This is a genomic window from uncultured Fibrella sp., assembly GCF_964250085.1.
Taxonomy (GTDB): Bacteria; Bacteroidota; Bacteroidia; order Cytophagales; family Spirosomataceae; genus Fibrella.
Window position 1 is genome coordinate 777,150 of record NZ_CAXUEC010000003.1, and the last position, 19,424, is coordinate 796,573.

The 19,424-nt window shown below is 54.0% G+C and carries 13 protein-coding genes; 3 read left to right on the plus strand and 10 right to left on the minus strand.

Going from position 1 to position 19,424, the window contains the following annotated elements; genetic code table 11:
* Positions 1-24 precede the first annotated feature (24 nt).
* Positions 25-1,146, minus strand: coding sequence for a glycoside hydrolase family 76 protein (locus ACFE8Q_RS12905; protein ID WP_375445805.1), 1,122 nt, complete (start codon positions 1,144-1,146; stop codon positions 25-27).
* Between the two features lie 239 nt (positions 1,147-1,385).
* A complete protein-coding gene (gene ruvC / locus ACFE8Q_RS12910; RefSeq protein ID WP_375445806.1) occupies positions 1,386-1,964 on the minus strand; it encodes a crossover junction endodeoxyribonuclease RuvC in 579 nt (192 codons plus the stop codon).
* 32 nt (positions 1,965-1,996) lie between these two features.
* Here ruvC and ACFE8Q_RS12915 point away from each other — a divergent pair, with 32 nt between their 5' ends.
* Positions 1,997-2,980 (plus strand): lysylphosphatidylglycerol synthase domain-containing protein, encoded by a 984-nt coding sequence (locus ACFE8Q_RS12915; protein ID WP_375445807.1) that lies wholly within the window; start codon positions 1,997-1,999, stop codon positions 2,978-2,980.
* Here ACFE8Q_RS12915 and ACFE8Q_RS12920 read toward each other — a convergent pair.
* Genes ACFE8Q_RS12920 through ACFE8Q_RS12935 form a run of 4 tightly spaced genes read right to left on the minus strand, consistent with a single transcriptional unit; the run spans position 2,964 to position 8,006 of the window.
* Positions 2,964-5,087, minus strand: coding sequence for a ComEC/Rec2 family competence protein (locus tag ACFE8Q_RS12920; RefSeq protein ID WP_375445808.1), 2,124 nt, complete (start codon positions 5,085-5,087; stop codon positions 2,964-2,966). The two genes, ACFE8Q_RS12915 and ACFE8Q_RS12920, sit on opposite strands and share 17 nt — an antisense overlap.
* Before the next feature lie 2 nt (positions 5,088-5,089).
* A complete protein-coding gene (locus tag ACFE8Q_RS12925) occupies positions 5,090-5,590 on the minus strand; it encodes a GNAT family N-acetyltransferase (RefSeq protein WP_375445809.1) in 501 nt (166 codons plus the stop codon).
* A gap of 21 nt (positions 5,591-5,611) precedes the next feature.
* Positions 5,612-7,072: a M43 family zinc metalloprotease gene (locus tag ACFE8Q_RS12930; RefSeq protein ID WP_375445810.1), complete on the minus strand. Its 1,461-nt coding sequence runs from the start codon at positions 7,070-7,072 to the stop codon at positions 5,612-5,614.
* The gene (locus ACFE8Q_RS12935) at positions 7,053-8,006 is read right to left on the minus strand and encodes a PhoH family protein (RefSeq protein WP_370727408.1); all 954 of its coding nucleotides are present in this window, start codon (positions 8,004-8,006) and stop codon (positions 7,053-7,055) included. The genes ACFE8Q_RS12930 and ACFE8Q_RS12935 overlap by 20 nt, the downstream gene beginning before the upstream one ends.
* A 395-nt stretch (positions 8,007-8,401) precedes the next feature.
* Here ACFE8Q_RS12935 and dnaB point away from each other — a divergent pair, with 395 nt between their 5' ends.
* Positions 8,402-11,107: a replicative DNA helicase gene (gene dnaB, locus ACFE8Q_RS12940; protein WP_375445811.1), complete on the plus strand. Its 2,706-nt coding sequence runs from the start codon at positions 8,402-8,404 to the stop codon at positions 11,105-11,107.
* A gap of 53 nt (positions 11,108-11,160) precedes the next feature.
* Here dnaB and ACFE8Q_RS12945 read toward each other — a convergent pair whose 3' ends face one another.
* A complete protein-coding gene (locus ACFE8Q_RS12945; protein ID WP_375445812.1) occupies positions 11,161-11,406 on the minus strand; it encodes a carboxypeptidase-like regulatory domain-containing protein in 246 nt (81 codons plus the stop codon).
* Between the two features lie 31 nt (positions 11,407-11,437).
* Positions 11,438-12,409, minus strand: a complete 972-nt coding sequence (locus tag ACFE8Q_RS12950) for a trypsin-like serine peptidase (RefSeq protein WP_375445813.1) — start codon at positions 12,407-12,409, stop codon at positions 11,438-11,440.
* Positions 12,410-12,799: 390 nt separating this feature from the next.
* Here ACFE8Q_RS12950 and ACFE8Q_RS12955 point away from each other — a divergent pair, with 390 nt between their 5' ends.
* Positions 12,800-14,725 (plus strand): alpha-amylase family glycosyl hydrolase, encoded by a 1,926-nt coding sequence (locus ACFE8Q_RS12955; RefSeq protein ID WP_375445814.1) that lies wholly within the window; start codon positions 12,800-12,802, stop codon positions 14,723-14,725.
* Positions 14,726-14,851: 126 nt separating this feature from the next.
* Here ACFE8Q_RS12955 and ACFE8Q_RS12960 read toward each other — a convergent pair whose 3' ends face one another.
* On the minus strand, positions 14,852-18,283 hold the full coding sequence (locus ACFE8Q_RS12960) for a ThuA domain-containing protein (protein WP_375445815.1): 3,432 nt from the start codon (positions 18,281-18,283) through the stop codon (positions 14,852-14,854).
* 73 nt (positions 18,284-18,356) lie between these two features.
* Positions 18,357-19,415, minus strand: coding sequence for a PepSY-associated TM helix domain-containing protein (locus ACFE8Q_RS12965; RefSeq protein ID WP_375445816.1), 1,059 nt, complete (start codon positions 19,413-19,415; stop codon positions 18,357-18,359).
* Between the last annotated feature and the right edge of the window lie 9 nt (positions 19,416-19,424).

Sequence of the window (19,424 nt, forward strand, 5' to 3'; positions counted from 1 at the left end):
GCAAGTGAGCAGGTTTAGGGTACATCAGTTTAATCGGGTCATGGCTTCGAGCAGAATCGCGCCGCTGAGTTGGGTAGTCAGTTCGGCTTTGTCATCGGTGGGCGGTTTAGCCCAGTTGGGGCCAAAGACAATGGCCGGTTTCCGGGTACCACTCCGCCAGAGTGTTTCGGCATTACTGGTCAGGAAGCGGACGTACCTGTTTCGTTCAATGGCCGGTGTAGCTGGCTCCGTTGCCAGCAGGGCAAGATAACGGACAAAAACAGCCTTAAACAAGCCGCCGTCGCCATTTCCTTCTACTTTTAGCAAGCCAGCAGGCGACAGATTGGCGTCGGCAAGGGTGAAGTTAGCCGTTTTTATTGCTTCGTTCAGGTACGTCTCAACGCGGGTTGCGCGAAACATCTCCAGCCCGGCCCCGATCATCAGTCCCTGATTGTAGGTAAACTTCCAGTTCAAGTCGATCTTCCCGTCGTTCTGTCGGTTGATGCCGTCGTAAACGAATCCCGTCACGGGATCTACCAGCGTTTTTAATTGCCAATCGTAGATCTTTTTCGCCCAGTCCAGGTCTGATTTCCGCTCGAACCGCTGGTAGAGACGGGCCGCCAGAATTACGGCCGGGGCGTTTGCGGGCGTGTTCTTGTAAGCGAGTTGCTTTTTTTGCCAGGCAATCCCGCCGCCCTGAACGTTGCTCCAACCCAGCTTAATATCGTCCCACAGCAGTTGGGTGGCGTCGAGCCATTTTTTATCCTTCGTCGCGTCATACGCCCTGAGCATCGCCAGCGCATTCCAGAGCATGTCGTCGTAATATGTATTCAGAAATGAGTTGCCATTCTTTACCGGAACGCCCAAAAACCAATCATTCATGTAGGTCAGATAGCGGGCATCGTTCGTACGGGTATACGAATCGACAAGCAGGTCCAGGGCATGGGCTTGTGGCCAGTAATTGAAATCGGTTTTGCCGCTGTTATCGGCGTTAAAGTACCGGCCAGCCTTGTTGAAAAACTGCACGTCCAGCGCCATACTGCTGCTGTCGGCAATTGAGTTCCAGTTTAAGCGGCCCGGATTACCTGTCTGTGCTAAACTACTGGTTCGAGCGGCAAGCAGGTGTACAATAAGAAAGATGAAAAAAGGTGTGTTGAGTAGTCGCATAGATAAAGACAACTTGGTAGAGAAGCTGTATACCTGGTAAACCTGAGCCTATTTATAGGCTCGCTGACTAGGTAAAGGCAATTTTGGCGACACCTATCCTGTCGCTTCTCGGGAAAAGTGACATTTTTAACTTGATCCACTGTTCGATTCACCTGCATAAAAAAAGTCATCACCTTACAGGCAATGACTTCACTAGCTGGAGAACCCGATCAGGTAGGGCAACTTTCGACGGCTGACACTTACATAATTCGGCTTTCGTTTTCGCTTACAAACGCGCCCCAGGCTCCTTTCTTCGTCTTTTTTGTTGACCGGACAGGCAGGGCATTTTCGTGAAAATGATGGCAGATGGCGATAGCCAGGGCATCGGTGGCATCGAAGAATTCGGGGTTCAGATCAACCTCCAACAGGTTCGACACCATGTGCGACACCTGCTCTTTCGAGGCGTTGCCATTGCCCGTCACCGACTGCTTCACCCGGCGTGGCGCGTATTCAACAATTGGAATACCTCGCGATAAGGCTGCCGCCATGACCACGCCCTGCGCCCGGCCCAGTTTAAGCATTACCTGCACGTTTTTGCCGAAGAATGGATCTTCGATGGCCATCTCATCGGGTTTGTGTTCCTCGATGAGCCGGTGCATGGTTTCGTGCAGTTTCTGAAGCTTGAGCTGGTGGGTTGTATATTTGGAGAGGTTAATCACTCCATACTGCAGCATTCGCATCACGCCCGCCCGCACCATAATGACGCCGTAACCGGCGATTACAGTGCCGGGGTCAACGCCAAGGATGATTTTTTCGCTAACGGGAGTTTGTGCGGCCATATGTGCAAAGTAACGCTTTCAGAACGGTTTCCATGCCCGATGTATCCAAAAAAATCACGCTCTGGGTCAAAGCAGCCACTTTTTGCTGCCTCATCGGCTTCATACTCTACACATTGCGTCAGCAAACCATTCGCTGGTCCGATCTGCGTCAGCCACTCCTGACCACCAACTGGGCGTCGGGTTGGGTTGTCTTGCTGGTTATGCTCACGCCGCTGAACTGGTCGTTCGAGGCGCTGAAATGGCAACTACTGGCCAAACGCTTTGCTCCGTTGCGGTTCAGCGAGGCGCTCAACGGCGTGTTGGCGGGCCTGTCGCTGGGTATGGCCCTGCCCGGACCGTTGGGCGATACGGCCGGCCGGGTGCTGTCTATTCGGGCGGGGCATCGAGCGGGAGCGGTGGGGGCCGCACTGGTCGCGGGCGGCATGCAGTTCTATGTGGCGATAGTAGTGGGTACGTTCGCCTGGGCAACGTACCTGAACAACGTACCTGTGCGGGCCACACCGGCCGCAACGGCACTACTTTATCTGCTGGCCGGGCTCAGTTTGTCAGGAATTGTACTGAATTTTTACCGGCATCGGTTCGTCGGGTGGTCGGCTGAATGGCCGTTGCTGGGCAGGTACGTTGCCTACTGGCAGGTGATTGGCCAGTATACCCATCGGGAAATGGCGGCGGTATTCGGCTTTGCCCTGCTGCGTCACCTGACGTTCTCACTGCAGCTATATGCTGCGTTTCGGCTGTATGGTATTACGCTGGTTCCGTCATCACTGGCCGCCGCAGTTGGGGTCATTTTTCTGGTGAAAACAATTGCGCCCGCTTTTAACTGGCTCAGTGATCTGGGCATTCGTGAAGCGGCGGCTCTGTGGGTGTTCGCCCCGTTTGGTTTGCCCGCCCCACCCCTACTCGCCGCCACCCTGACGCTCTGGTTTGTAAATATTGGCGTACCCGTCGGCATCGGTATTATTTCAATCTGGCGGCTTCGACTGGTCAAATCGGCCGATCTTACCACTCGGCTATAAACACCCCATCGCGGCGAATGGAGTGAATCGCAACACCCGCCGGGGCCGGTTGAGCCAGCAAACTATCAGTGGCTTCGGCTTGATTTGAGTCATCGAGGATAACGTGCCGGGCCACCACCCGTTGCGATAACGACGCCCAATCGCGCACGGCCGTTCGGCGCAGCACCACGTAATCGACAACGGCTGGTAACCGCCATTGTCGATAAGCCGACAGTCGATTAATAAACAGAATGCTTCGGTTTCGCCATACCGCCAAGGCCATATCCGGGAAATGTCGATACGCCAACGGGGCACCCAGCGTGTCCGCACGCAGACTACCGACCGTGAGGCTGTCTATGCCCCACTGGCTAAACGTATTTTTGAGGTAGAACTCATAATTCCGGGAACTAGCCTGCCAGTCATCGTCGGTCAGGATAGTGGCCCGATGGCTGCTTGTAAGGCTTACAGCCGTTTTCCTGGGCAAGAAATGCACGGTAAGGCGTTGTTGTTCATCCTGTTGCTGCTGTTCGTAGATGACCAGCGCGGCAAAACAGAGCGACAGCGCAGCCGTCAGGCTCAGGTACGTTCGGTTGCGTGTTAACAGTGTTAAGCAACCCGTCCAGATGAGGCCGTAGACCAGTAGAAGGCCAGGCAACGACAGCCCCATGTCGGCCAGCATCGCGCCCGGTAGTTGACCGACCAGTTCCACGCTCTTATTCATCAGCCAGGCCACCTGTTGCAATAACCATCCCAGCCAGTCGCCTACCCAGGGTACCCAGCCCAAGGCCAGCGTAGCGATCGACAACGGCACCAAAACGGCCGACAACAGCATGACGATGGGATTGGCCAGCAGAAAATACGTGGGAAATGAATGGAAGTAGTAGATGCCAAGCGGAAAGGTGAGCAGTTGAGCCGCTACGGCCACGACCGTCAGTTCCCACAGTTTGATACCGATCCAGGTTGTTGGCCGCACCAGTTGATTCAGGTACGGCACCCACGCGCCAATGCCCGCCACCGCCAGGTACGAAAGCTGGAAACCCGCCGAAAATGCCGCAAATGGATCGTAACATAAAATAAGCAGGGCCGATGCCGCCAGGGTATTCAACAGACTTTGCGTGCGATTGAGTAGCCCCGCCATCAGCAGAAACGAAAACATCAGGGCCGACCGCAATACGGGTGCAGAAAAGCCCGTCATCAGGGCGAAGAACCAGAGTACAGCAAGTTTGACGCCCACCACCCACCAGCTATTTCGCTTGCTACGGGGTAACAGTTTCAGCAGCCAGTTCAAGACCAGAAACAAAATACCAACATGCAAACCTGACACCGACAGGATGTGGACCGCCCCCGCCGCCGCATAGGTTTGGTACTGCGCCGGATCGAGGTCATCCCGAACGCCAAGGATCATGGCGTTCACGATGCCGTACTCCGCCCTTGACCCTACACGGGCCGTCAGCAGGCTATCGGCCCAGCGATTTGTCTGGTAAGCCAGTGCCACGAGCCGGTTGGGCGGCTCATTGCCGATTACTGTCCGCTGCCAGGTACGTAGGTACTGCTGATGGAAAATGCTCCGATGTGCCAGAAACCGCTTGAAATCAAATTCGCCGGGATTCATCGGCGCATCAACGAGGCGCGGCGGTCCGGCCACCAACCACACATCGCCATACTGCGGCACCGGCGTCGGATGCAGCGAATCGCCTTTATCCAGGTACACCAGCACGCGGCCGGTTACGGGTTGAAAGGCACGCTGGTTGGCTCCAAACCGGGCTTGCCGGAGTTCCAGTTCCACTTTGTACGTTTTGGCGCGGGACTCCGGCAGGTTAGTCACTACTGCCTCGTACGCTTCAGGCAACGTGCTGGCGTTGGCGAGGTGACTGGCCCTGTGGGTGGGTGTGTTCAGGTAAACAGATAGCCAGCCAACAACGCCGAACAGACTCAATACAGCCAATCCCTGAACCAGACTCAACGGTTTAATGAGTCGATGTTCATTGGTGTAGAGGATGACCCCAAAGGCGAGGGCAGCGCCCAGACCAATGACCAACGGCCACCAGATTGATACTGGCCACGCTTCGGCCAGAACAATACCGGCCAGCATGCCGCCAACGTACCTGAAAAAAGGATACCCCCGCATAGCTACTGCGGGTCGTCAGACGGCGGCGTTGTCAATTGCGGCCCGGCCATTTGTTCGCTCGGCATCCGTTTGCCGGGCAGCACCATCTTGTAATGCTGAATGCCGCATTCATCGAACTTCTGCCCAACGGGCACAAAACCAAAATCGGCGTAGAGGGGCATGGCCGACACCTGTGCGTGCAGATAAATGCTTTCGATTGGTTCGGGTTGCTGGGCAAATACATCGTTCAACACGGCCTGGACAAGGGCCTTGCCAGCCCCTTTTCCCCGTGCTGCTGCCCGAACGGCAAACCGTTCGAGTTTGATGCCTTTGCTGGTTCGTCGCCAGCGGGCCGTGCCTACCGGTTGCCCGTCGAGCAAGGCCAGAAAGTGATGACTGGTGTCTTCAAATTCGTCGTATTCATCCTCGGCAGGTACGTTCTGTTCCTCAACAAACACCTCCCGGCGAATGGCGAATACAGTTTCCAGATCGGCTTTCGATTGAATTGTGGATACAGTGATCATATCGGTGAAGCACAGAACGACTTACTGAATCAGCACCCGCTGGCTGACCGTCTCGCTCTGCGTCTTGACCCGAAAGATATAGACTCCGGCCTGTAAATCGCTAACCGGCAAGGTGATTTGTCGGCTCAGCGTTGCCGGATACGACTCGGTCTGAATGGTTCGTCCGCTCACATTGATTAGCTCCGTACTGAATGCCTGCGACCCCTTAAACTGCACAGTCACCGTACTTTGCGTACTGCTTGGGTTAGGCGAAACCGACACCGTTAGTCGCTCAGTTTCAGGTAGTGCGGTGTTGGACTGAATAAGCTGTACGCGCCGGGGACTCAATTGCAATACGGCCATCATTCGATCACGTTGCCCGCCGGTAAATACGTTCATACAGGCATCGGGCGTGTAATCCATGTAATCTTCAATCAGGTTACGCGTGGTTACACCCGGCTTGCAGGTCGAAAAAATATCGGTGCACTTATCCGTTTCGTTCAGTGCTTCGACTGTAGGGGTGTCGGCTACGTAATCGTCGCCGCAGCGCGTATCGCCGTTGGGGTGAATCAGGCCCAGCCAATGCCCGACTTCATGCGTAGTTGTTCGGCCACAACAGTACAGGCTACTGGTTACGGTACCGGTCCTGCGCCCGAAATAGTGGTGGTCAATCACTACCCCGTCGATGCGCTCATCGGTGTCGCCAAGTCCCTGCAACGTATCTGCCGCTGTAGGAAACTGTCCATAACCCAGGTAGTTTTTGTTCGATATCGCCACCACCCAGATGTTCAGGTAGCGAGTGGACGGCCAGTAGACGATGCTCGATAACAGGTACAGATCATTGAATAGATCGAACGAACTTTTAGCGGCATAGTAAGTACGAGTGATACCGTTACTCGCCTGTCCGTCAGGGTCTTTCTGAGCCAGGTAAAACTCGATATTGGTATCAACGGCAATCGGGTTGGTGGAACTGCCACCCGGCGTATTGGCTACTTTGCGGTAATCTTCGTTCAGGACCTGAATCTGCGATAGAATCTGGGCATCGGTAATGTTGGGGTTGTTGGCCCCACCGATGGTTCCGTTAGCCTGGTTATGCACCACATGTACGACCACCGGAATCCGGTAGACCGTTGCCGTTGCGCCCCGTGCATTGGGGTTGAACGTGGTGTAGGTACGTACCTGCTCGTTGAGCGAATTCAGTTGCTGAAGCCGCTTGGGTGACTGTCGCTGTAGCTGCGCTTCAATGAGTGGGTTTGCACAGCGGTGTTTCACGCTGTCATCGTCTGACAACGTACCCAGCGTAGACGCGCCCGACTGAGCAAACCCGGTGGATATAGACAGCCAGATGCCAAGGCCGATTAAACCAGTTTTTAGTATACTACCCCACCCCAACCCCTCCCTAATGGGGAGGGGCCTGTTGAAGTTTAAGCCCCTCCCTAACGGGGAGGGGTTGGGGTGGGGTAGTAAACGGTAAACGGCTAGTCTATTGTCCTGCTTTTTCATACGCACTGATAATGGCTTTCACGAGCCGGTGACGCACCACGTCGCGTCCGTCGAGTTCAACAAAGGCAATACCCGGAATATCGCGCAAAATACCGATCGACTCCGACAAGCCTGATTTCTGATGCTTCGGCAAGTCGACCTGCGAGCGGTCGCCGGTGATAATGGCTTTCGAGGAAGGCCCCATCCGGGTCAGAAACATCTTCATCTGCATGGCCGTTGTGTTCTGCGCTTCATCGAGCAGAATAAACGCGTTGTTCAGCGTTCGGCCACGCATGTAGGCAAGCGGAGCGATCTCGATCGTCCGGTTTTCCAGGTAATATTTTAGTTTCTCGGCCGGAATCATGTCATCGAGAGCGTCATAGATCGGGCGCAGATACGGATCAATTTTTTCTTTCAGGTCACCGGGCAAAAAACCGAGGTTTTCGCCCGCTTCCACGGCCGGACGCGTGATGATGATCTTGCGTACTTCCTTGTTTTTCAGTGCCCTTACGGCGATGGCTACGGCGGTATAAGTTTTACCCGTTCCGGCGGGGCCAATGGCAAAGACAAGGTCACTTTTTTCGGCTGCTTCGACCAGTTTCTTCTGATTGGCCGTTTTCGCCCGCACCACAATGCCTTTGGTACCATAAACCAGCACTTCATCGTCAGACACTGGTACGCTGTTCTGATCCGATTCGTTGCCACCGCTCAGGTACGTTTGCACATTTTCGTGCGTCAGTTTGCCATAGCGCTGGTAGTGCTGCATCAGCGATTCCAGAATATCAGTGATACGGGAGATTTCGGGCGTAGTGCCTTTGATGCGGATTTCGTTGCCCCGCGAAATGATTTTACTCATCGGAAAGGCCGCAGCCACTTCCTTGATATTGGTATTTTCGACGCCCAGAAAATCAATGAGGGAAACGTCGCCGTCGAGAGTGATGATTTTTTCGACCAAACTGGTAAGGAGGATTAAATGGTTAGCTGAATATACGTTGATCGGCTGAATATACCGAATCACCTTACCCACACAACAAGTTTCCTGAAAAATTGGCTCATTAATGCTACCCACTACCGTATAATAAGCGTACAAGAAAAAGGCCGAATAATCGCATGGCTGTCTCTATCTTGCTCACTCTCAGTAAGGTGCCCAACTAACGCCAGTATCGTCGGCTTCCCGGTAAAAAAACCCAGACTAAAGCTAACGCCTAATTTGGTGACAATGGATTTTTTTGGTCCGTGATCATCGGGTTTGTGATCAGTCAGTTAACCGCCTGAAGTACCCTATTCTACCTTTCAGGCATTTAATATTTCTTGCCTTTAGTGGTGCTTTCCGCCTATTTTTGCTTGACTATGGACACCAACAGCGGAGCACCCCGCCCAAACAACAACTTTCGAAAGAACACCGCCAATGCACCGGGCAACCGGCAGCAGGCAGGCATCAACCGTTTCCTCGACACGGGCCTCGGTAAGTTGCCCCCGCAGGCAGTGGATCTGGAAGAAGCGGTCTTAGGCGCACTCATGATCGAGAAGGATGCGCTGTCGGCCGTGGTTGATCTGCTCAAACCCGAGACGTTTTATAAAGAAGCACACCAGCGGGTTTACAAGGCTATCCTGACCCTCTTCTCTAACTCAGAACCTATTGACCTGCTGACGGTTACGCAGCAATTGCGTAAAACCGGCGAGATTGAACTGGTGGGCGGCGGTGGCTACATTTCAGAGCTGACGCTGCGGGTAAACTCAGCAGCCAACATTGAATACCACGCCCGGATCATCACTGAGCAGGCCCTCAAACGTGGCCTAATCACGATGTCGTCGGAGATTCAGCGCGATGCCTATGAAGACACCACCGATGTCTTTACCCTCCTCGACCGAACGGAGCGCGACCTGTTTCAACTGACCGAGTCGAACATCCGTAAAACCGTTTCCGACATGCGCTCCATCGTGGGTGAAGCCCTGAAGGAGATGGAGACCAAAAAGAACCAGGAGGGCCTCACCGGTGTCCCTTCCGGCTTCACGGCACTCGACCGGCTAACCTCGGGCTGGCAACCCACCGAACTGGTCATTATCGCTGCCAGGCCAGCGATGGGCAAGTGTCTGGGCAAAGGCACCAACGTGGTCATGTTCGACGGTTCACTGCGGAAAGTAGAAGACGTTCGGGAAGGTGATTTGTTGATGGGCGATGACTCGACTCCCCGCCGAGTGCTGTCTATTGCACGAGGCAGGGAACAGATGTACTGGATTCGTCAAAATAAAGGCATCGACTATCGAGTTAACGAAAGTCATATTCTTTCGCTGAAACGGTCGCGGAACGAAGGTGAACACACGAAAGGAGAGATTTTGACTATCTCCGTTCGCGATTATCTGACTAAGTCAAACAAATTCAAATCGAATTATAAGGGATACAAAGTAGCCGTTGAATTTCCTGAGCAGGCCGTTCTCCTCGATCCGTATTTCGTAGGTTTATGGCTTGGCGACCGTGACGACAGACCGGGTCACAGTTACAGTTCTCGAATCACAAACACCGATTCAGAAGTGGTTGAGTATATGCAGGGTTATGCCGACTCGCTAAATCTGTCTTTAGTGACGTATGAGCAGGCAGGGAAGGCCCCGAACTATGCTATTACTGCCGGACAACGGGGCGGAACGCACTCAGGCGCACAACCAACAGCATTCAGTGTTCAGGGCGAGTCGTGTAAACTCACTGTTATTGAAAACAAACACATTCCGAGAACGTACCTGATCAATTCGACCGAGAACCGGCTAAAATTATTGGCAGGCCTGATTGATAGTGACGGCCATTACCAGCGTGAGTTTAATTGCTACGAGATAACACAGAAGAACAAGGAACTGGCCAAGCAGCTAAAATTCCTCTGCGATTCGCTTGGTTTCCGGTGCTCGTTGAACGAAAAACAGGCGGTTATTACGTCGCAGGGTTACACCTCGACCGTATATCGGTTGAGGCTGTTTGGCAACCTGGATTCAATTCCGGTACGTATAGAACGGAAGAAAGCCCGCACGTTACAGGCACGAGCCGACTGGCGTGTGACCGGTATTACGGTTGAGAAAGATATCGTAGACGACTATTACGGATTCACGATCGACGGCAATCACCTGTTTTTGCTCGAGGATATGACCGTGACGCACAATACGGCATTTATCGTGTCGGCGTTGCGAAATGCGGCGGTGGATCATGGCAAACCGGTGGCTATTTTCTCGCTCGAAATGTCGTCGGTGCAGTTGGTCAATCGTCTGATTTCGGCCGAAGCAGAGATCGATTCGGAGAAGATTCGGAAAGGACAGTTGGCACCGCACGAGTGGCAGCAGCTTCACCACAAAATTCAGCGCCTGACCGAAGCACCAATCTACATCGACGATACGCCCGCCCTCTCTATTCTGGAGCTTCGGGCAAAATGCCGCCGGTTGAAAGCGCAGCACGATATTCAGATCGTGGTGATCGACTACCTGCAATTGATGACCGGCGACAACAGCAAAGGCGCTAACCGCGAACAGGAGATTGCCTCGATTTCGCGGGCGTTGAAAAATCTGGCCAAAGAACTGAACGTACCTGTAATTGCCCTCTCGCAGTTGAGCCGGGCCGTTGAAACGCGGGGTGGCGATAAAAAACCACAACTGTCCGATCTGCGGGAATCGGGGTCGATCGAGCAGGATGCCGATATGGTTATGTTCCTGTATCGTCCTGAATATTACAACATTACGCAGGACGAAGCTGGTAACTCGACACTGGGTGTCGGCGAGGTGATTGTCGCCAAAAACCGCTCTGGGTCGTTGGATACGATTCAACTTCGGTTCATCAACCGGTTCACCAAATTCTGTGATCTGGATGGGTACTTTAACCCCGTACCCGGTGGATTCCCAGAAGGGGTTACCGGTATGAGCAGTTTCGATGGCTCGGGCAATGGCTCGGGTTCGTCGGGGGCTATTCCGCCTCCGGGCACCATGCCCCCGCTCCCACCTACGCCAGGTACGTTGCGCAGCCGCGCCAATGACCTGTCTAATTTCGGGAACGCCGATCCGGGTCAGGAAACACCATTTTAACCAACAAAGAAAGCCCGGTCGATTGCTCGACCGGGCTTTCTGTTGACAGTAAACTACCAAACTTTTACCGTAACGGATTCAGACTGCCCGGGGCGAATCTGAACCGTTTCGCGTACCTGCTTCTGGTTGTAATTCAGCAGCAGGGTGTACTGGCCTGGCATTGTCAGATGCCCCAGCGATCCTTTTCCGCGTGCATCGGTCATAGACGCAATGTCAGGCACGCTCACCGGGCCATCAACGACCATGATTACGACGCCTTCAAGTGGTTGTCCCTGCTGGTTTGTGACCGTGATGCTCATCGAAGTAGGGGGTTTAGGGGCTGTCGGGGCATCAGGCCCCTTCGGCTTTCCAGTTTTTGATGTTGTTGAAAACGTCCTGAACAATACGGGTAGCAGAGTTGCCGCTGATATGGCCGTTAGTGTGAATACCCACACAATAGCGTTGCTCGCCAACTTTGACCCAAACCGGCGCACCGCTCTGTCCGCCCATCGTGTCGATATCATACGTGATTACCCGATCTGATAAACTCTTGGGCGTACGCGCCATAAACCACTGCTGAGCCCCGCCTTTATCACCCGGATAGCCCGACAGATTCAGCACCGAACCCATCAGGAAGTTGTTATCCCGAACGGCATACCCGAAGTAGCCAACTATATCGCCCAACCGACTATTGGGAGGTAAGATAATTGCCCCGTAATCATACTCCCTTTTCTTTCCTTCGGTCCAGCCTTTCACGCTCCGAAGCGCCGTACCCATGGCTGGCCCGTAGGGACGGGCTGCATCGTTGAGGCCCGGAATCACCTCGATCGACCGGGCCCAGCCGCCATTACCATGCAGAAAGACACAGTGCCCTGCCGTAATCACAGTACGCGGCCCAACCAGCCAGCCTGTGCCGATCCAGCGCGTACCGTCGGCGGCCGTGATGCGCAGGGCGCAGATAGCCCGGTATGGATAGATCGTAGTGTTTGCAATACGTACACGGTCGTCGGTGCCAATGATTACCTCTGTTGCGGTTTCATCGACATCATAGCTGGCGAAAAAGGCCTCACGCAGCCTCTCTTCCTGCCCCGTTTCGCTCCCCGGCTCTTCCAGGAGCGTTTCTTCTGCCGCTTCCTGCCGACCGTTGGATGTGATGGCGCTGAACTCAGCCGGTTTGATGTAGGTTTCTACCAATTCCTGCTCCGTCTCATTGCGGCCAAACACCTCACTCCCTATCGAGCCGCCTTCAGGCTCTACCTCTGTACTTACCCGTCCTGAACGCCCATTTTTCATGGGAACAGTCTTTGCTAGTGTCTCTGCCATTGCTTTATTGAACTAGTGGTTATACGATTAGGAAAAGCTGTGTCAACCGGGCCCTTAGTTGCAAACAGCGACGATAAATGTAGGAGATCGACAGAGCGAACTAGTTCACATATTGAGCAAACGGTTACAATTATAAATCCCTTGTTATTAACCGGTTATCGAAAAACTATACGCTAAACAAGGATTAATTTAACTACTTACGATGTATTAAAAATAGTCGTTAATGAAGATATATTTATACAATTTCAATGAACCGAAACACCTATAAAACGTAGCCCGGTTCAGCGGCAGGGTCACAGAAATCAGCGCAATCCTGGATCGGTTCAGTATATTGCCTGCTCGCAACGAGCTTGTCAACAACTGCCCACCCTATCTCTAGTTTCATTTCCTATGTCACAGTCTTCGTCCAACTCATCAAAACTTACACGGCGAGGTTTTACGGCTGGCTTAGCCGCCGCCGGTTTTCTTTACAGCCCGCTCAGTACCGCTGCCCAGCAGTTTAGTCACCTCGTTAGTGGGCCAGTTCCACCGCCAGCCTCGTCTGACAAATTGCTTGTCTACCAGGTATTTACCCGCCTCTTCGGCAACCAGCAAACAACCAATAAACCGTGGGGTAGTCTGGCCGAAAATGGCGTCGGCAAGTTCAACGACATCACCGACAAAGCCCTTCAGGAGATCAGAAAGATGGGCGTTTCGCATGTCTGGTACACGGGCGTGATCGAGCATGCCACCATGACGGGTTACTCGTCGCTGGGCATTCCTACTGATAACCCCCTGGTGGTAAAAGGCCGGGCGGGGTCACCCTACGCGATCAAGGATTATTATGATGTAGACCCCGACCTGGCGGTTGATGCCCGCAAGCGAATGAGCGAATTTGACGCCCTCATCAAGCGATCGCACGCCAATGGTCTGAAGGTCATCATCGACTTTGTGCCTAACCATCTGGCCCGGCAATACAGCTCGGATGCAAAGCCGGAAGGCGTTCAGGATCTGGGACAAACCGACGACACAACGAAGGCGTTCGACTCGCAAAATAATTTCTACTACCTACCGGGTGAAGCCTTTCAACCGCCCGCAGGTACGTTGGTACCCGAGGGAACACTAGCGCCCGACTACGAAGAGAAGCCGGCCAAGGCTACGGGAAATGATGTATTTAAGGCGCAACCAGGGATCGACGACTGGTACGAAACGATCAAACTAAATTACGGCGTCGATTACCAGAACGACCGGAAGACGTACTTCGAACCACTGCCGAGTACATGGCTCAAGATGCGCGATATTCTGCTGTTCTGGGCCGGAAAAGGCATTGATGGCTTCCGCTGCGACATGGCCGAAATGGTGCCGGTAGAATTTTGGGGCTGGGTGATTCCACAGATAAAAGCGAGCCGGCCCAGCACTGTCACCACGCCGTCTGTGGCAAAAACGCCCGTAGCTTCGTCGGCTACAAAAACGAAAGCTTCTGTGACACCAGTCGTTGCCGCGCCAGCTACCACGCCGATTATCTTCATTGCCGAGATTTACAACCCGCAGCAGTACGCCAACTACATCGACACGGGCAAATTCGACTATCTCTACGACAAGGTCGGTCTATACGATTCGGTTCGGGCGTTGATGGAAGGGAAAGGCAGCCCGATTGCCATTTCGCGGGTTTGTCAGGGCGAATCAGGTACGTTGGGCAGGCACATGCTTCGCTTCCTGGAAAATCACGATGAGCAACGAATTGCGTCTAAAGCGTTTGCCAACGACCCCTGGACGGCTGTGCCCGCCATGACCCTGTCGGCCACCCTGCATACGGGACCGGCTATGGTGTATTTCGGGCAGGAAGTAGGCGTGAATCCGACCCAGGCCGAGGGCTTTCAGGGCGACGACGGCCGAACGACTATTTTCGACTACTGGGGCGTACCCGAGTTTCAGGCCTGGACCAACGGCGGGGCGTTTGATGGTGGCAAGTTGACGGCCAGTCAGAAAAAATTACGGCAGTTTTACGTTCAGTTGGGCCAACTCATTAACAGTAGTGATGCCATTCGGACGGGCTCGTTTTATGACCTTCAACAGTACGGACGGCCCGAGCAGTTGTTCAGTTACCTGCGGTATTCGGCCAAACAGAAGTTGCTGATCGTCTGCAACTTCAACAAAACGGATACCGTACGTACCCAGCTTCAGATTCCGGCCGAGACCTGGAAAGCCATGAAAATAACCCCGAAGAAAACGTATACCTATCGCGACATTTTTCTAACAAAAACGGTGATCACAGCCGGGCAAATCGTCCCGGTTTCTGTGCCACCGCTTGGTGTACTGGTGCTGTCTATTGGGTAGCCCCCACCCCAACCCGGACGCGGGACCGCCCTCCCCGTTAGGGAGGGGCTAAGCCTCAACCAATTAGGTGGAGTAAAAGCCCCTCCCTAACGGGGAGGGCAGTCCCGCGTCCGGGTTGGGGTGCGTTTACATACCGCTTTGCTGAACCGTGAGGTCATCAACGGACATCAGCGATTTATTCGCGCTTTCAGGATTCACAAACACCAGGTAGAGCTTGTGCATACCCGACGTCGGTTTCTTGAACGGAATACTCACTGGTCCCGACGTACCTACGGCCACGTCGGCGTCACCGAGTAAAGGCCCTGTTGGCGAATCGGCACGTACCTCAACTTTGCCACCGGCCGACCGCTCAGCCCGCGCCGTCACCGAAGCGCTCAGGCCCGAGATACCCGTCAGGTCAATGTCATTATAGGCCAGGTAGCTACCGTTTTTCGTGGCAATGGCAACCTCATTGCCGGTCGGCATTTTCACCGTCGAGATGTCTTTCTTCTCGTCAAAATTTACCGCCTTGAACTTCGGACTACGCAGGGCAACCGATTTAACCTGCGTCAGGGGGCCGATCTGACCGTTACCCCGGTCGGTATAGGTGGCCGTCAGGATATACGATCCATCCTTGGTGTGATCCTGGGTCATGTAGTTACCCTGAAGCGGGTGCTTTTCAGCCACCTTCGTGTCGGCCAGCGATTGAATGTAGCGAACCATATCTTCCGCTTCTTCAACTTTTAGCTGAGGGTGGGCGCTCATGGCCTGTTCGCCCCATTCGCCACCGCCACCGCTGATGATCTTTTGGGCCAGTGCCCGTACCCGCGTGGCACTTCTGTATTTTTTCGCTATGTCGATATAAGCCGGTCCAATTGATTTTTTGTCGATCGCATGGCACGACTTACAATCGCTCAGCTCGATCAGGCGTTTGCCAGCGCTGAAACCAAGGTTGGCCTGGTGCCCCTGCGCCAATAGCGTTTTGTCAAAGCCTTCTATATAATTGATCGTCATCGTAACATCCTCTGGGTTGATGCCCTTTGCCAGCGTGCCGTCTTCTTTGTCAGCTACTACTGCCTGGTAAGCAATGGGCTGTTTTGGGAAGAAGAACGTTTTGTTTCCCTTAAGGGCCAAATCAACCTTTGGCATATCGTTACCCACTTTAAGGGTGATCGTCTGCGTGGTTTTATTACCAGCGGCATCAGTCACGGTCAGCGTTGGTGTGTAGATACCGGGCTTGCTAAACGTCACGGTTGGGTTAGGCTGTGTGCTGCGGGCCAGGCCTTTACCGAAGTCCCAGGCATAGGTCAGGGCGTCACCGTCATAATCCATAGTCCCTTTGGTAGAGAACGTGACGGCGAGAGGCGCCGCACCAACCATCTTGTTTGCCGCTACTACGGCAACAGGTCTGCGGTTGCCGGGATTGTAGGTAATACGCGACAGACGGGCGTCGTCGTTGGCGGCAAACCAGTTCTGGCCGTATTCGAGCGTGTAGAGGCTGCCATCCTGAGCAAACTGCATGTCGATCACGTGCGAGAATTTCATGCTGGGCGCAAACCGCTCCATCTTCACGAAATCACCTTCGGGCGTCATCGTAACGGGGTTGATCCAGTCGCGCATCCAGTCGTAAGCAAAGAACTTACCATCGTAAGCGCGGGGAAACTTCACCTTCGAATCGGCGGCGTAATCGTCGTAGTAATAAACAGGACCACCCATCGCATTCCGGCCGCCCTTGCCCACAATCGCGCCAAACTCCGGCGAATCGGCGTAGGGGTAATAGATAAACGCTTTCTGAGCAGGCGGCAATTCGTTTAGTCCTGTGTTGTGCGGCGAGTTGTTGATGGGTTTGGCGGCATCGTATGCCATGCCCATTGATTTGTTGTCTTTGAAATCGAAGACCTCGTAGGCCTTGTTATCACCCACAAACATGGGCCAGCCGAAGAACCCGGCTTTACGCGCCTGATTCATTTCATCATGGCCACGCGGGCCACGCTTGGCCTTGTCCTCACCCGCATCAGGGCCCACTTCACCCCAATACAAAAAGCCGGTGCGCTGATCGACCGCAATCCGGTACGGGTTCCGGTTGCCCATTACGTAAATCTCAGGGCGGGCCTTTGCGGTGCCCATACCAAACAGGTTCCCTTCAGGGATCGTATAGCCACCATTACCATCTGGCTTAATGCGTAGGATTTTGCCGCGCAGGTCGTTGGTGTTCGATGACGTGCTCAGCGCATCCCAGCCCTGACGGTCTTCCCGGTTGTCGGAAGGCGAAAAGCCGTCTGAGTTGAATGGATTGGTATCATCGCCAGTCGACAGGTACAGGTTACCCGTCCGGTCCCAGGCAATAGAGCCGCCGGTATGGCAGCAGCCTGTTCGCTTCACGGGCACCCGAAGTAGTACTTTCTCCGTGTTCATCACCAGCGTATCCCGCACATCGTCGTAGGTAAACTGCGACAGGTGTTGGGCGGTGTCGGCACCAAACAGGGCGGCATCGGGCGAATAATACAGGAACAGGCGTTTGTTGGCCGCATAGTTCGGGTCAGCATTCACCCCCATCAACCCATACTCGAACTTGGTGTACACCGGCATCCGCGCTACGACCTTCGTTTTTTTCGTAGCCGGGTTATACATCTTCAGCATGCCTTTACGCTCGCCAAACAGGATTTTTCCACCGGGCAACACCACCAGTTCGGTTGGCTCGTCGAGGCTGCTGACCAGCACTTCGCGCTCGAACCGGTTTTCTTCGGGAGCGGTCTGTGATCTCGCCTTTGCATAATCCAGTTGGGGAGCCATCACCGATTGAAGCCCACCCAGCAGGTGTTTCAGAAAAACGGGGTCGGCAAACGTTTCGTTCTGGTGGCCAAAGTTGGTATAAAACGCCTTGCCGCCGCTGAAGTTGTGGTACCACGCCATCGGGTGGTTATCGCCCATCTTGCCATCTTTATACGACTTCTCGTCGATTTTGACGAGTACGTTTATATCCTTGTTGACATTCTTAAAGTCGTAGAATTCATCTTTGACCTTCCAGCGATCGGGGAAACCCATCATCGACGCGTGGTTTTTATTCACGGCATAGGTTTCGCCCTCCTGAACGTTCGGGTTACCGGGGTGCGACGCAAACTGCGCCCCGGCCAGTTTATTGTACCACGGCCAGTCATACTCCGTGTCGGTAGCAGCGTGGATACCAACGTACCCACCACCTGCCTGGATGTAGCGCTCAAAATTGATCTGCTGTGCATCATCAAGCACATCACCGGTGGTGCTTAAAAAAACCACGGCGCTATACCGCTTCAGGTTCGCTTCGGTGAATTTACCGGCATCTTCCGTTGTGTCAACGGCAAATCCGTTTTGTTTACCGAGTTCCATCAGGGTACGTTGCCCCGTTGGAATAGACTGGTGACGATAGCCCTTTGTCCGGGAAAAGACAAGGACCCGTTTATCGGAAAGTGACTGAGCCTGCGCCGAACTGGCAGGCAATTGGGCGGCCAGCAAGCCGCCCAGCAGGGCGAGCGTTTGCCCGATTCGACGCCCAATGCGGCGCGTGCTGGTCAGGCGCTGGTAACGTGAGGTTGTATACATGAAAATGGAGTCGTGCTTTAGAAAGTAAAGGCAACTAATCCCAAAAACTATCTACTCTTTAGCGGAATAGTTATCACCGTTTAATCCACCAGATCAACAAGCCCGTCAGGGTCACCACGGCCATTGCCATTGCTAGCACAAAATAAAGGAGTCGTGTGGCCAGGCCACCGAAGCGTCCAAAGTGCAATTCTTCCAGGATGTGCTCCATTTTGTACTCCGCGTCGGTGTCGCTGGCTCTGAAAATCCTGGTCAGTTTACCACTTTCCCCGTCAAATTCGGTGGCGGAGGTGAACTTCCCCAGTAACGGATTGGCGTCGGTGGCATTACCCCGAATCACCAGCGGCTTACCCGGCTCGTCGGGGAAACTGATGACCTCGGGCACAAAACCGGCCACTTGTTTCTGGCTTTCGGCCAGTAAGGCATCAACCGTTTTTATGGGTGCCACGGTCGTTTCCTGGCGGCGGGGCTCGCGTGGCCCTTCGCCCAGGGCGCGTTCAATCTGCTCCCAGTGGAAGAACGTACCTGACACGCTGATGACCAGCAGGAAAAGCAACGCCACCACGCCCAGGTATTTGTGCAGATCACCGTACAGCAACCGCTTCGGTTTATTCCAGCGAATGCCCACCGCGAATACACTCAGCAGCGATTTCCGATAATACCACGTACCTGTCACCACGGAACCGATCAGGCTGATACCCACCAGAAAGAGAATCCAGTCGCCAACGGGTGGTGCCAGCAGGTGCTCATGTAGCTGCCGGGCCTTTCTAACGAAAGCCGCCTCCGAATCACGATCACCCAGAAACGCACCGGTGTACGGATTCACATACGCCCAGATCCGTTTTTTACCATCCCGCACGTCAGCCCTCACCGCCCGGTCTTTTGTATCTGTGTATAAAACCAAATTCCTGATACTCCCCGTTGGGTATCTGGCCTGTAGCGTTTTCAGCAGGCCATCATACGGCTGACGGGTTGTTCCGGGCGTTACGCTGACTATGGATGGATTGAGCCAGCCGTCAATGGCATTGTCGAACAGGAGAATGCTGCCGGTGATGGTCAGCATGAGAATGAACAGGCCACCGATCAGGCCAAAAATGCGGTGAAGCTTATAGGTCAGCTTGTCGAAAGGTGTCATGAAAAATAA

What these genes read in the sequence shown, in the direction of transcription:
- ACFE8Q_RS12905 (WP_375445805.1), bottom strand. Translation starts at nt 1,146, where the DNA reads ATGCGACTACTCAACACACCTTTTTTCATCTTTCTTATTGTACACCTG.
- ruvC (WP_375445806.1), bottom strand. Translation starts at nt 1,964, where the DNA reads ATGGCCGCACAAACTCCCGTTAGCGAAAAAATCATCCTTGGCGTTGAC.
- ACFE8Q_RS12915 (WP_375445807.1), top strand. Translation starts at nt 1,997, where the DNA reads ATGCCCGATGTATCCAAAAAAATCACGCTCTGGGTCAAAGCAGCCACT.
- ACFE8Q_RS12920 (WP_375445808.1), bottom strand. Translation starts at nt 5,087, where the DNA reads ATGCGGGGGTATCCTTTTTTCAGGTACGTTGGCGGCATGCTGGCCGGT.
- ACFE8Q_RS12925 (WP_375445809.1), bottom strand. Translation starts at nt 5,590, where the DNA reads ATGATCACTGTATCCACAATTCAATCGAAAGCCGATCTGGAAACTGTA.
- ACFE8Q_RS12930 (WP_375445810.1), bottom strand. Translation starts at nt 7,072, where the DNA reads ATGAAAAAGCAGGACAATAGACTAGCCGTTTACCGTTTACTACCCCAC.
- dnaB (WP_375445811.1), top strand. Translation starts at nt 8,402, where the DNA reads ATGGACACCAACAGCGGAGCACCCCGCCCAAACAACAACTTTCGAAAG.
- ACFE8Q_RS12945 (WP_375445812.1), bottom strand. Translation starts at nt 11,406, where the DNA reads ATGAGCATCACGGTCACAAACCAGCAGGGACAACCACTTGAAGGCGTC.
- ACFE8Q_RS12950 (WP_375445813.1), bottom strand. Translation starts at nt 12,409, where the DNA reads ATGGCAGAGACACTAGCAAAGACTGTTCCCATGAAAAATGGGCGTTCA.
- ACFE8Q_RS12955 (WP_375445814.1), top strand. Translation starts at nt 12,800, where the DNA reads ATGTCACAGTCTTCGTCCAACTCATCAAAACTTACACGGCGAGGTTTT.
- ACFE8Q_RS12960 (WP_375445815.1), bottom strand. Translation starts at nt 18,283, where the DNA reads ATGTATACAACCTCACGTTACCAGCGCCTGACCAGCACGCGCCGCATT.
- ACFE8Q_RS12965 (WP_375445816.1), bottom strand. Translation starts at nt 19,415, where the DNA reads ATGACACCTTTCGACAAGCTGACCTATAAGCTTCACCGCATTTTTGGC.